Origin of the sequence: Allokutzneria albata (assembly GCF_900103775.1) — a bacterium.
In the GTDB taxonomy this organism is placed as follows: domain Bacteria; phylum Actinomycetota; class Actinomycetes; order Mycobacteriales; family Pseudonocardiaceae; genus Allokutzneria; species Allokutzneria albata.
This window is the reverse complement of the sequence record NZ_LT629701.1, coordinates 8,051,471-8,064,853: the sequence shown is the minus strand read 5'-3', so window position 1 is coordinate 8,064,853 and position 13,383 is coordinate 8,051,471. Positions and strand designations below refer to the sequence as shown.

Genomic DNA, 13,383 nt, shown 5'->3' with positions numbered 1-13,383 from the left:
AACCGCGTGACTCCATGTGACGTCTTGCTAATTGTGAGACACGGGAACGAAAACGCGTTCGTGCTCGTTCTGACAGTGTCCAGCCGAGACAGCGCGGATACCCCAGGGGGGACCCGACCTGCCGAGGCTCGCCGCGCAAGGGAGCGCAGGCGCTGCATCACAGCGCGCAGTGCCCGACGGCGTTTTCCGCCAGCAGCCACCGACCGGGGAGGAAGCCCGATGACCGTCCCGCAGACCGTAACCGAACTGAACGCGCCCGCCGAGATCGACCTCGACGCGCAGGGACCGGCAGCCGACCTGGTCCGGGTCTACCTCAACGGTATCGGCAAGACCGCGCTGCTCACCGCCGCGGACGAGGTCGAGCTGGCCAAGCGGATCGAGGCGGGCGTCTTCGCCCAGCACATGCTCGACACGGCGAAGTCCCTTGCGCCGCAGCGCAAGGCCGACCTCAAGGCGCTCGTCCGGGACGGCCACCGGGCCAAGAACCACCTGCTGGAGGCCAACCTCCGCCTGGTGGTCTCGCTGGCCAAGCGCTACACCGGCCGCGGCATGCCGCTGCTGGACCTCATCCAGGAAGGCAACCTGGGGCTGATCCGCGCGGTGGAGAAGTTCGACTACACCAAGGGTTTCAAGTTCTCCACGTACGCGACGTGGTGGATCCGCCAGGCGATCACCAGGGGCATGGCCGACCAGGGCCGCACCATCCGGCTCCCGGTCCACCTGGTGGAGCAGGTGAACAAGCTCGCCAGGATCAAGCGCGACCTGCACCAGCAGCTGGGCCGCGAGGCCACGCACGAGGAGCTGGCCGCCGAGTCCGGCCTGCCGGAGGGCAAGATCGCCGACCTGCTCGACCACGCGCGGGACCCGGTGAGCCTGGACATGCCGGTGGGCACCGAGGAGGACGCCCCGCTCGGCGACTTCATCGAGGACTCCGAGGCCACCGACGCCGAGAGCGCGGTCATCTCCACGCTGCTGCAGGACGACCTGCGCCGCGTTCTGTCCACTTTGGACGACCGCGAGCAGCACGTGATCCGGCTGCGCTACGGCCTCGACGACGGCCAGCCCAAGACCCTGGACCAGATCGGCAGGCTGTTCGGCCTGTCCAGGGAGCGGGTCCGGCAGATCGAGCGCGAGGTCATGTCGAAGCTGCGCCAGGGCGAGCGCGCCGAGAAGCTCCGCGCCTACGCCAGCTGATCGTCCCGGCGGGGGTTCGGACGCTTCGTGACCACCGGACCCCGGCCGTCACGGTCGGAACCACCCCAACGGCAGCGTTGACGTGTGATGTGAATCACGGCAAAGTCAACGATTGCCCCGACGGCAAACTCAGCGGACGAACGCGCTCCGGTTCGGGCGTCCGCCCACCCCGGGAGGTCGGACCCGTCGGGGGCGGGTCCGGCCTTCCGACTCGGCGACGCCTGCTCGCGGGGAGCGCTCGCCGGGGGCGTCGGTTCGGCGTCACGCCGGGGGGAGCGACTCCCCCCGTGCCCCCCTGCGGTGCGAGTTCCTGCTGAACCAGCACGGTTGCGTTCGGTGGTGACCAACCTCGGTTCCGTTGGGTTGCGGGGAACAGCACCAGTCGCTCGGGCTTCGCGCTTGTCCTGGGTGTGGAGTGGGCTCTTCGTGGGGTCAGCCGACCAGGCGGGTGGTGAGGCGGGCGGTGGTGGCGGGGCTGAGGCCGTGGTCGTCCAGCCAGCCGAGGGGGCCGCGGGGGTGGGCGTCGAGGTGGTCGAGGACGGCCTCCATGGCGCGGGCGGGAGCCTCGAAGAGGTGGCGGATCGGCTCGAAGTCGACGCCCTCGGGCAACAGCACGCCGCCGGTCATCCGCGCGATGACCCGCTCCATGTTCGCCTGGGTCGCCACGTAGTCCGCCACGATCGCCTCGCGGGTCACGCCGACGGCCGCCAGAGCGAGCGCCGTGGCCACACCGGTGCGGTCCTTGCCTGCGGCGCAGTGCACGAGCACAGGGCCCTCAGAACCCGCCACGAGGCGCAGCACCTCGACGAACTCGGCCGACGAGGCCTTGAGCATGCCCACGTAGACGGCCGCGAGGTCCTTGTCCGCGGGCGCGGTCGGCGCCGAAGGCTCGTTCAGCTCCGCGACCACGGCTTCGAGCAGCGGGATGCGGCGCACCGCGGTGTCCGGCCCGGCCAGCGGGTGCGCGCTGCCCGCATGCTCCGCGGTGGCCCTGAGATCGATCACCAGAGCCGGCGGCCAGCTCGGCAGCTCCGGGCTCCGGTCGCCCGCGTGCGGAGCGTCCGAGCGGTAGAGCACGCCCGCTCGCGTGGTGCGTCCGTCCGCGATCGGCAGGCCGCCCAGATCCCTGGCGTTGGCCAGCTCGGTCATCCGCTCATCCCTTCTCGGTCGAGGCACGGACCATCAGCTTCGCAGGGACGCGTGCCCGGCGCGGCCGCTCCCCGGTGCTGATCCACGACAGCAACGACTGGCCCGCCAGCTCCCCCGCGCGGCGCCCGGCGAAGTCCACCGACGTCAGCGCCGGACGACAGAGCTGCGAGAACGGCAGGTCGCCCATGCCCACGACCGCGACACCGGAGCGGCCGAGCCGGTCAAGCGCCGTGAGGACGCCGTAGCCGAGGAGGTCGTCGGCGCACACGACGGCGGTCACTCCGGAGTCCAGCCAGCCCGGCAGCACCGACGCCATGGTGACCGCGGCGGCCAGCGGGTCCCAGTCGGGCAGGTCGAGGGTGTGCAGCACCTCCGCGCCCGTCACCCGGTCCAGGAACGCCTCGCGACGCGTGCGGAACGTCGGCTTGTCGCTCTTCGGCCCGATGTAGCCGAAGCCGCGGTGCCCGAGCGCGGTGAGGTGGTCGCTGATCAGCTCACCCGCGGCGACCGTGTCGAGGTCCACGCGCGGCAGCGGCGGTGTGCGCCCCGGGGCGTCGACGACGAGCGTCGGGCACCTCGGCACCAAGCCGCGCAGGACCGGCTCGCCCGGGCTGATCAGCACGACGCCCGCCGGGTCGAGCGAGTACGCGCGCAGCACCGTCCGCTGGTCGTAGTCGGTTCCCGAGGTCGGCAGCACCAGGGCGAGGGTGTGCTCGTCGCCCAGTGCCGCGCCGAGCCCGGCGAGGACGTCGCCGAAGAACGGGTTCGCCGGATCGGGCAGAACGACGCAGATCGTGCCGGAGTCGCCGGTGACCAGGCTCCGCGCGGAGCGGTTCGGCCGGTAGTCCAGCTCGGTGACCGCCGCGAGGACGCGCTCGCGCAGCTCCGGGGAGATCCGGCCGGCGTCCTTGCCGTTGACCACCAAGGACACCGCGGAGACCGAGCACCCGGCGTGCTCGGCGACGTCCCGTGCGCTGACCCTGCCTTCGCGAACCATCGCGGCAGCCTACGTCACACGCTTGACGTCAAACGTTTGACGCCGCACGCTGCGGTCGTGCTCTCACGTATCCCCTGGGTGGTCGGCAGCTGCGGTCTGCTGTCGGCGATCGGCGCCGAGTTCGACCGCACGCGGCCCTTCGCGCACATGGTCATCGGCACCGCCATCCACCTCGAACCCAAGACCGCCGCGCTGCTGCTGACCTTGCGCAGGGGCGGCGCCGAGATCATCGCGGCGGGCAACCTCAACAGCACGCAGGCCGAGACGGTCGACTACCTCCGCGCGCACGGCGTCCGCGTGGTCGGCAGCACCACGACAGACCACGACACGCACCTGGCCGAGCTGGAGCGGGTGCTCGACGCGGAGCCGCACCTGTTGCTGGACAACGGCGGGGAGCTGTTCGAGCGCTACCTGGCGCGCCCGTACGAACGCCTGCTCGGCGGCACGGAAGAGACCACCTCGGGCCGGATGCGCCTGGAGCCCCTGCGCGCCGAGCTGGCGAGGCCCGTGCTCGTGGTCAACGACAGCCCGATCAAGCAGTTCGCGGAGAACACGCGCGCGGTCGGGCTCAGCGTGCTGGAGTCCTTCCTGCGCATCACCAACCGGACGCCGCACGGCGCGCGGGTGACCGTCCTCGGCTACGGCGCGTGCGGTCGCGGCGTGGCCGAATGCTTCCGGCAGGCGCACGCCGTCGTGTCCGTGATCGAGGTCGACCCGGTGGCCAGGCTGCGCGCGCACCTGGACGGCTTCGACGTGCTGGACCGCGCGACCGCGCTCAGCTCCGCCGAGGTCGTCGTCACCGTCACCGGAGCCCGCGACGTGCTGCTGCCGGAGGACCTGGCACTGCTCAAGAACGACACGATCCTGGCGAACGCCGGTCACTTCCCCGACGAGATCAACCTTGGCGACGCCGAGGTCACACCGGGCGCTGAGGGCATCGACACCGTGCGCCTGGTGGACGGCAAGCGGCTGTACCTGCTCGGCGGCGGGCACATGGTGAACCTCGCGGGGCCGCGTGCGCTGGGCAACTCCGTGGAGTCCATGGACCTCGGGTTCGCCTTGCAGAGCCGTTGCCTGGAAGCCGTCGCCACCGGTGCGGTCGGGCCGGATTCCTGTGTTGTGCCAGTGCCGACGGCGATCGACGAACGCGTCGCCACCGACTACGTCGCCCTGAGGAGCACGAGTGTCTGACCTCCGCATCGGCATCCTGGGCGCGGGCCGCATCGCCGAGAAGGCCGTGATCGCACCCGCTCGCGCGAACGGCTTCGAAGTCGCCGCGATCGCCGCCCGCGACCACGCGCGTGCCCAGGACTACGCGCGACAACACGGAATTGCCAAGGCGCACAAGGACTACATGGCGTTGGTCGAAGACGGCTCATTGGACGCGGTGTACGTCGCGCTACCGCCGTCCGCGCACGCCGAGTGGTCCGTCACCGCACTGCGCGCGGGCCGGAACGTGTTGGTGGAGAAGCCTTTCGCCGCCAATGCGACCCAGGCCGAAGCAATGGTCGCGGCGGCCGGGGACCGCGTGCTGATGGAAGCGTTCCACTACCGCTACCACCCGCTGACGTCGCGGTTGATCGACCTCGTCGCGGGGCTCGGCGCGATCCGCACCATCGAGGCCGTGTCGAACGTGCCGATCCCCGATCGCTCCGACATCCGGCACGACCCGGAGCTGGCGGGCGGGGCGCTGATGGACCTCGGTTGCTATCCCGTGCACCTCATCCGCACGCTCACCGGCGCCGAGCCCGGGGTGGTGCGGGCCGAGGCCGTGCGGGAAGTGCCCGGCGTGGACCTTGCCATGGCCGCAACACTCGCACTTCCGGGTGGGGGAACGGCCGCGGTCCGGTGCTCGATGGCCGAGGGACCGGAGATCACCCTGACCGTCGTCGGCGAACACGGGCGGTTGCACGTGACCAACCCGACTCTGCCCCAGGCCGGCGCGCTGATCAGCCACGACGGTGGCGCGCCCGAGCCGGTCGACCCGCTGCCGACGACCTTCGACTGCCAGCTCGCCGCCTTCGCCGCGGCCCTCCGCGGGGGCGCCGCTCCCCTCACGGGTGGGGCGGACGCCACGGCGAACATGCGGGTGATCGATCGGATCTACCAGGTCAGCGGGATGGCGCCGCGGGGCTGAGAAGGATCACACCCCGGTCACGACGGGGCTGTCGGCGCTTAGAGGTAACGTCCCCCGCGTACCCGAAGCGCGCAAGGGAGCACGCCCACGTGAGCGCCACTGTGACCGCCACCACCACGACCGAGTTCCAGTACACCGACCTGCTGCCACTGGGGCCGGACACCACGGAGTACCGCCTGCTGACCAGCGAGGGCGTCCGTGTCGTCGAGGCCGCGGGCAGGCGGTTCCTGGAGATCGCCCCCGAGGCGCTGACCCTGCTCGCCCGCGAGGCGATCAAGGACATCCAGCACCTGCTGCGCTCGTCGCACCTCGCCCAGCTGCGCGCGATCGTGGACGACCCCGAGGCCAGCGGCAACGACCGCTTCGTCGCGATGGACCTGCTGCGCAACGCCTGCATCGCCGCGGGCGGGGTGCTGCCCATGTGCCAGGACACCGGCACCGCGATCGTGATGGGCAAGCGCACCGAGAGCGTGCTCACCGGCGGCGCGGACGAGAAGGCCCTGTCCAGGGGGATCTTCGACGCCTACCAGGAGCTGAACCTGCGGTACTCGCAGCTGGCCCCGCTGACCTTCTGGGACGAGCGCAACACCGGCACGAACCTGCCCGCGCAGATCGAGCTGTTCAGCAAGCCCGGCACGGAGCCGTACTACGAGTTCCTGTTCATGGCCAAGGGCGGCGGCAGCGCCAACAAGACCTTCCTCTACCAGGAGACGAAGGCGCTGCTGAACCCCTCGCGGCTGGCGAAGTTCCTCGACGAGAAGCTGCGCGGCCTCGGCACCGCCGCGTGCCCGCCGTACCACCTGGCGATCGTCGTCGGCGGCACGTCGGCCGAGCACAACCTGAAGGTCGCCAAGCTGGCGTCCGCGCGCTACCTGGACACGCTGCCCACCGAGGGCTCGGCCACCGGGCACGCCTTCCGCGATGTCGACCTCGAACAGCAGGTCCTGGAGATGACCAGGCAGTTCGGCATCGGCGCGCAGTTCGGCGGCAAGTACTTCTGCCACGACGTGCGGGTGATCCGGCTGCCCCGGCACGGCGCGTCCTGCCCGGTGGGCATCGCGGTGTCCTGCTCGGCGGACCGCCAGGCGAAGGCCAAGATCACCCCGGACGGGGTGTTCCTGGAGCAGCTGGAGCGCGACCCCGCGCGGTTCCTGCCCGAGGTGGCCGACGACCAGCTCTCCGACGAGGTCGTGAAGATCGACCTGACCCGGCCGATGAGCGAGATCCGCACAACCCTGTCCGCGCTTCCGGTGAAAACCCGGTTGTCGCTCACCGGTCCGCTGGTGGTGGCCCGCGACATCGCGCACGCGAAAATCAAGGAACGCCTCGACGCCGGCGAGGAAATGCCGCAGTACCTGCGTGATCACCCCGTTTACTACGCCGGTCCGGCCAAGACCCCGGAGGGTTACGCCTCCGGTTCGTTCGGCCCCACCACGGCCGGGCGGATGGACTCCTACGTGGAGCAGTTCCAGGCCGCGGGCGGCTCACTGGTGATGCTGGCCAAGGGCAACCGCTCCAAGCAGGTCACCGAAGCGTGCAAGCAGCACGGTGGCTTCTACCTGGGCTCCATCGGCGGTCCGGCCGCGCGGCTGGCCCAGGACTGCATCCGCAAGGTCGAGGTCCTGGAGTACCCGGAGCTCGGCATGGAAGCCGTCTGGAAGATCGAGGTGGAGGACTTCCCCGCGTTCATCGTGGTCGACGACAAGGGTGAGGACTTCTTCGCGGGCACCTCGCAGCCGACGCTGCAGATCTCCTTTCGAAAATAGGACTTTGAGGAGGCGGGTTGAGCAAGAGCGCTGATACTGATCAGCATGAGCGCTGCCGATGCTCGACCCCGCGAGCGCGTTTTCGGTCAACCTGTTTCGTCCTGGCTTCGTTTTCCCTGGTTGCCGGGAGAAGCGGTGGTACTGCACCACCGGCCGGTGCGGGTGCTGCCGCTGATCAGGTTCACCCTGCTGGGGATCGTCGCGCTCGTGGGCGCCTTCGCCGAGATGCGCGTGGTCGGAGTGGAACCGCCGCGGTGGGTGCTGCCCGCGGTCGCGGTGGTGCTCGCGGTGCTGTCGGTGTTCGGCCGCCGCAACGGCCGGATCCCCGAAGGGGTGACGTGGGCGGTCAGGGACGGGCGCCGGGTCGGCCTGCTGACCACCGGCTACCCCGTGCCCGGCGATCCCAGGATCGGCTCGCTGACCTGGTTCGGCCCGGAGATGACCGCCGTGCTCGCCGGATCGCGCGCGCGGCCGGTGAGCGAGACCGCGGTCCGGCTGCTGCGCTGCACCGGCCGCGACGCCGAGGAGGAGCAGTTCCTGGCGCTCGCGCAGGCGCACCCCGCCGAGCTGGTGCTGGCCGACCGGGACGGCGCCGGGCAGGTGCTGGCACCGCGGATCGGGCTCAGCGGTGGAATCACCCGGTTCAGCAGGGCTCGCGAGCGTGTCCTGGGGTGGTTCTCCGACTCGTCGCCGCAGTGGACGTGCGGGCGGATCACGATGGAGGACGTGCGCACCATCGCCGCGACCGGGATCGCCCCGGGACACCGGCTGGAGGAGCTGCTCGGTGGCTTCGCCGCACCGGCGGAGACCGACGAGCGGCTGGGGCTGGGCTATTCCCGCTGCTGGCCGTCCAGAGTGGACGGGCATCCGGACCTGGAGCCCGCTGTGCTGGTCAGCTCGCTGCGGGCCGACCTGGCGCTGCAGGTGGAACAGGACGAGAAGCGCGCGGCGGACGACCCGGAGGAGCAGCAGCGCGTCGAGCGCTGGGCGCGCCGCTGGCAGGACCGGCTGGACTCGATCGCCTACGAGCAGGGGTTGGAGCGGGTACCGCCCGCCGAGGTCTGCACGACGCGGCAGGAGCTGTCGGACTCCGCGGCGGTGGCCGTGCGGCTGATGGCGTCGGAGACCGACGTGAGCGCGGTTCCCTTGCGCCCCAAGCTGCTCACGGTCGGCGTGCCGGAGCGGCCGTCCACGGTGGCCGTGCTCCGGCCGCCCGCGGCGCGGCGCTGGCGGCTGCTGGACAACGCGCTGCTGGTGCTGACCGGGGCGCTGCTCGTCGTTGCGGCCTCGGCAATCCTGCCCTGATCCGGTTCCACCACGGCAAAACAGGCGACGAATCAGGACCGCGCGGCAATACTCCACGCCATGAACCAGTACCCCTGGCTGCCCGCGTGGTCGCTGCCGATCTCCGGCGAGACCGGCGACAGTTCGCTGCCCCTGGCACGATGGACCTTGCTAGCCGGGTCGGTGGCCTGCGCGGTGCTCGGGCCGGTAGTGAACCCGGAGTTCGCGCCGCCGTGGTGGATGATCACCGTCCCGGCGGTGGTCGTCGCGGTGCTCGCGTTCCTCACCCGGCGCAACGGTGTCGTGCCGTGGGGCGTGAGCTGGCTGACGCGGCAGGACGGCCACGTCGGTCTGGTGGAGACCTCCAAGCCGAACTCGCACAGCGCCTCCGTGATCTGGCTGGACCCCTCGGCGCTCTCGGTGGCGCAGGGGTTGCGGACGAGTGCGGTGCTCATCGCGGCGACGGGCATCATCGCCGCGAGCGGGCGCGATCCCGGCTTCTACGGCCTTCCCGCGGAGGACATCGAGGACGCCGAGGACCTGCCGAACATCTCCGAGTACGTGGTCGCGTGGGACCGAGCCGGGGCGTTCTGGGGACCGGTTCCGCCAGAGTGGCGGGAGCCGGTGTTCCGCGAGCTGGGCGTCGAGCAGGAACCGGAGCGCTCGGCCGCGATCACCCCGCTGGACCTGCGGATCACCCGGCAGGACCTGCGCTCGATCGCGCACGCGGGCGTGGCGTCGGCGGCGATGCTGGAGACGGTGTTCGCGACGCACTCACCGCCGGACGAAGCCGATCACGCGCTCGAACTCGGGCTGACGCGGTGCTGGCCGTCGCGGATCGATGGACTGTCCACAGTGGAGCTCCACGAGCTCGGCAAGGAACGGGTTCTCGCCGCGTTGCGGGCGGATCTCGCCGTTCAGGTGGAGCGGGACCACGGCGAACCGAGCTTGGCGGAGTGGTCGAAGCGATGGACGGAACGACTGGATGCCTTGGCAGTGAAAGAGAATCTCGCCGAGGTGCCGGCTCCGGAGATCACCGGGGAGCGGCCGGAACTGTCCACTGTGGGCAGAGCGGCGCTGCTGGTGTGCGCGTCCAGCACGGACGGGCACGTGGCGCCGATGCGCTCCGACCTCGCGCCACTGGGCGTGCCCGCCGGGCCGGAGACCGAGGTGCTCTACACCGTGCCGGAGCGGTGGCGGGTGGCCAACGCGCTCGTCACCTTGCTGACGGTGCTGGTCGCCATCAGTGCGCTGACCGCGGTGTTCGGCGAGTGACCCTGATGCGGAAGGCGGCGCTTCCGGCCCCTGCTGCCGGTCGCGCCGCCCTCAACGCGGGAGGGCGTGTCCGCGGAGTCCGTGTTCGCGACAGCCGGGCCGAGGCCGCCCCTGGCGGCGCCGCCGGGAACGACCTCGCTGTGTCCCGGCTTCGGCCTCCGGCCGAGGCAGGCTCTCATCGAACGAGACCCCACGGACGAGCCCTACTTCTTCTCGATCCGCTGCTCGACGGAGACGGTGCGCTCGCCCAGCGGCTTGGCCAGCTTCACCTCGACCGGTGGGTAGCGCATGTCCATCGTGCAAGCCTGGGGTTTGGCCGGAACCTTCTCGGTCAGCAGGAGCTTGATGCTCTTGTCCGTCTGCTCGACGGCCTCACCGGTGACCTTGCTGCACCCGCCCTCGCGGCCGTAGGTGCCGACCGTGGCACCGTTGTCCTTCGTCCAGACCAGGCGCTTGTAGCCGTCCATGTCCTGGCTGGCCGGGTCCAGCTGCTTGTCCGGGATCGCGGTGCCGCCCTCGGGCGGCTTCGGGATCGCGATGTTCGGGTCGGACGTCGGCTGACCGGGCGTGCTGGTCGCGGTCGGCTTGTTCGACGGCTGGCCGCCGAAGCCCACCTCCGAGCCACACGCCGCCATGGCGAGCAACAGCGCTCCGGTGCCGACTACGGTTGCTATGCGTCTCATGCCCTAGAGACGGAAGCTCCCCGGCCCCGGGTTGCTCGGAACCGAAACTCATTGAGATGCCAAGGAAAGCTGATCCGGGTGGGTGGCCGTGTGGTCACTGTGGATAATGCCCGGCAGCGCAGGCGCCCTTCCCCCGGAGGACAGTGATGACCGGCGCAGCAGAGGCCGACCTCCCGCGCCAGCACGGTGTGGTCAGCGTGGACCAGCTCGACCCGGAGCGGTGCTGGGCGGTCCGCCCGCCCGAGCGGACGCTGCGGGTGCCGATCGGCTTCGACGGCACCGGCGCCCCCGTGACCCTGGACCTCAACCCCAGCCACCACGGCGGCAACGGGCCGCACGCGCTGCTGGTCGGCGCGGCGGGCTCGGGCAAGACGGAGCTGCTGCGCTCGCTGGTGCTCGGCCTGGCCGTGCACCACCACCCCGCGCAGCTGGAGCTGCTGCTGGTCGACCACCTCGGCGGCTCGTTCCGCGGGCTGGAACGGCTGCCGCAGGTGCTCGGCGTCGTCGGCCAGTACCCGCCGCACCCCGCGCGCTTCGACATCGACCCGAGCCTGTTCGCCAGGCTGGCGCGGTTCCTGCACTGGCTGGCCGACGAGCGGCTGGGCTGGATGGGGGCGCTGGGCGCGCGCAGCATGGAGGAGTACAACCAGGCCCGCAAGGCAGCCCAGCAGCAGCCGATGCGGCCGATGGTGATCGCCGTCGACCACTACGACGCGCTGGTCGGCCAGTCGCTGGAGGTGCGCGACGCGCTGCTGCGGCTGGCCGAGCAGGGCGAGGCGCTCGGCATGCACCTGCTGGTCTCCGGCGAGCGGCTGGACCCCGGCGCGCTCGGCGGCTTGGAGCGCAGCCTGTCCTGCCGGATCGTGCTCGGCGCCGGTTCCCCCGCGGAGTCCCGGATGCTGCTGGGCACCGAGGACGCCTACGGGCTGCCGCCCGGCGCGGGCTTCCTGACCGGCCCGGTCGGTCCTTCCGTGCTGTTCCAGGCCCCGGACCAGGCCGGGCTCGTGCAGCCGGTGGCGGACCGGGTGGCCGGCTGGGCCCCGCCCCGGCCGAGGGCGCTGTGGCCGCCGCCGCTGCGGCCGATGCCGCTGGCCGAGGTGCTGGGCTGGCTGTCGATCGACCCGGAGCGCGGCCTGTCCACCGACCAGTGGCAGCCGGGCCGGATGAGCGTGCCGCTGGGCAGGCTGGACCACCACGTCAGCGGACCGGACGGGGAGCTGCCCCGGCTGGAGCTGGACCTGGGGCGCGGCGGCGGGCACGTCGCAGTGTGCGGCCGGCCGGGCTCGGGCGGCACCACGGCGCTGCTGACCCTGCTGACCACGCTCGCGGTCACCCACACCCCGCGCGAGGCCGGGTTCTACTGCCTGGACTTCGGCGGCGGTGACCGGGCCGGGCTGGCCGAGCTGGACGGACTGCCGCACACCGCGACGGTGTCCGGGCCGGGCGATCCCGGCCTGGTCCGCCGGGTGCTCGGCGAGCTGACCAGGATCGCCCGCACCCGCACCGAGCTGTGCCGGGCGAACGGTGTGAGCTCGCCGACCGGGTTCCGGCAGCTGCTGGAGTCCTCGGCGCAGATGCTCGACCCCGCAAGCGGGTCTTCGGGCGACCAGGGCCCGCTCCCCCGCGAGGTCTTCCTGGTGATCGACGGCCTCCCGCGGCTGCTGCACGAGCACCCGGGGGCCGAGGCGGCGCTGCTGGAGATCGCCGCGCGCGGGCCGCTGGTCGGCGTGCACCTGGTGTTCACCGCCGACTGCTGGGCCGCGCTGCCGCCGCAGCTGGTCGAGCTGGTGCCGACCCGCCTGGAGCTGCGCCTGGACGAGCCGCAGAGCTCCCTGGTGGAGGCGCGGCTGGCCGAGCAGGTCCCGCTGGACGTGCCGGGCCGGGGCATCCTGATCGACCCCAGGCCGGACGGGGCCCCCGGCGTACCGCGGCACTTCCAGCTGGCCGCGCCGGTGCTGCCGAGGACGGCGACGCCCGCCGAGGTGTGCGAGCTGATCGCCCAGTTCGGCACCGGGATGAGCGTGCCGAGGCTGGAGCCGATGCCGACGCTGGTGCGGCCGGAGCAGCTGCCGCCCGCGCCGGGCGCGGCCTTCCCGATCGGGGTGGACGAGGCGCTGGCCCCGGTGTCGCTGGACCCGTTCGGCACCGCGCACATGCTGATCTACGGCGAGCCGGGCAGCGGGCGGACCAACCTGCTGCGCCTGCTCATGCTGGGCATCGCGGAGAACTGCGATCCCGGGGCCGCGCGGATCGTGCTGACCGACCACCGCGGCGGGCTGGCTGACCTGCCGACACGGCTGGGCAACCACCTGGCGGGCTTCGCGCCCAACCCGGAGTCGCTGCAGCCGATCGTCGAGGACCTGTGCACCGCGATGAGCGCCCGGCTGGCCGCCGCCGACGCCGCGGCCGCCGAGGGCACCGGGCAGGGCTGGGCCGGACCGGAGATCTTCCTGATCGTCGACGACTACGACCACCTCAGCGGCCCCACGCACGACCCGCTGCTGCCCCTGTTGCCGCTGCTGCCCGCGGGCGGGCGGATCGGGCTGCACGTGGTGCTCGCGCGGTCGACCGCCGGGGCGGCCAAGGCGCACTCCGGGCCGATCCTCACCGCCGTGCGCGCGGCGGGGGCGACCGGGGTGCTGCTGTCCGGCGACCCGCAGGAGGGACCGCTGTTCGGGCCGGTCGCGCCGAGCCCGCTGCCGCCGGGCCGCGCGGTGCTCATCGGACCGGACGGCAACTCGACGCTGGTGCAGACCGCGTGTCACACCGACGGGGTCTGGCAGGCACCGCTCGCGGAGGAGGACGCACTGCGATGAACCCCGAGACCGTTCCGATGCGGGATCCCGCGAGCGAGCCGGCGAGGACAATGCGCGATCCCGCAAGCGGATCCGCGGCGCC

10 protein-coding genes are annotated in these 13,383 nt (G+C 72.0%); 7 read left to right on the top strand and 3 right to left on the bottom strand.

What is annotated here, in order from left to right; all coding sequences use genetic code 11:
* Positions 1–219 precede the first annotated feature (219 nt).
* Positions 220–1,194, top strand: a complete 975-nt coding sequence (locus tag BLT28_RS36990; RefSeq protein WP_052407096.1) for a sigma-70 family RNA polymerase sigma factor — start codon at positions 220–222, stop codon at positions 1,192–1,194.
* A gap of 432 nt (positions 1,195–1,626) precedes the next feature.
* Here the strand turns inward: BLT28_RS36990 and BLT28_RS36985 are convergent, their stop codons facing one another.
* Entirely contained in the window at positions 1,627–2,343 is a 717-nt protein-coding gene (locus tag BLT28_RS36985; protein WP_030428527.1) for a tyrosine-protein phosphatase, read from the bottom strand.
* A gap of 4 nt (positions 2,344–2,347) precedes the next feature.
* Positions 2,348–3,340 (bottom strand): LacI family DNA-binding transcriptional regulator, encoded by a 993-nt coding sequence (locus tag BLT28_RS36980; protein WP_030428528.1) that lies wholly within the window; start codon positions 3,338–3,340, stop codon positions 2,348–2,350.
* Between the two features lie 57 nt (positions 3,341–3,397).
* Here BLT28_RS36980 and BLT28_RS36975 point away from each other — a divergent pair, with 57 nt between their 5' ends.
* The 5 genes from BLT28_RS36975 (at position 3,398) to BLT28_RS36955 (ending at position 9,802) form a co-directional block, all read left to right on the top strand.
* Entirely contained in the window at positions 3,398–4,531 is a 1,134-nt protein-coding gene (locus BLT28_RS36975; RefSeq protein ID WP_030428529.1) for an adenosylhomocysteinase, read from the top strand.
* Positions 4,524–5,477, top strand: coding sequence for a Gfo/Idh/MocA family protein (locus BLT28_RS36970; RefSeq protein WP_030428530.1), 954 nt, complete (start codon positions 4,524–4,526; stop codon positions 5,475–5,477). The genes BLT28_RS36975 and BLT28_RS36970 overlap by 8 nt, the downstream gene beginning before the upstream one ends.
* 89 nt (positions 5,478–5,566) lie before the next feature.
* On the top strand, positions 5,567–7,243 hold the full coding sequence (locus BLT28_RS36965) for a fumarate hydratase (protein ID WP_043810862.1): 1,677 nt from the start codon (positions 5,567–5,569) through the stop codon (positions 7,241–7,243).
* 135 nt (positions 7,244–7,378) lie between these two features.
* Entirely contained in the window at positions 7,379–8,548 is a 1,170-nt protein-coding gene (locus BLT28_RS36960; RefSeq protein WP_030428532.1) for a hypothetical protein, read from the top strand.
* Between the two features lie 60 nt (positions 8,549–8,608).
* Positions 8,609–9,802, top strand: coding sequence for a hypothetical protein (locus BLT28_RS36955; protein ID WP_030428533.1), 1,194 nt, complete (start codon positions 8,609–8,611; stop codon positions 9,800–9,802).
* Between the two features lie 203 nt (positions 9,803–10,005).
* Here the strand turns inward: BLT28_RS36955 and BLT28_RS36950 are convergent, their stop codons facing one another.
* Positions 10,006–10,485, bottom strand: a complete 480-nt coding sequence (locus BLT28_RS36950; RefSeq protein WP_030428534.1) for a hypothetical protein — start codon at positions 10,483–10,485, stop codon at positions 10,006–10,008.
* Positions 10,486–10,631: 146 nt separating this feature from the next.
* Here BLT28_RS36950 and eccCb point away from each other — a divergent pair, with 146 nt between their 5' ends.
* Complete coding sequence (gene eccCb, locus BLT28_RS36945; protein WP_030428535.1) at positions 10,632–13,301, top strand: type VII secretion protein EccCb; 2,670 nt, start codon at positions 10,632–10,634, stop codon at positions 13,299–13,301.
* Positions 13,302–13,383 lie beyond the last annotated feature (82 nt).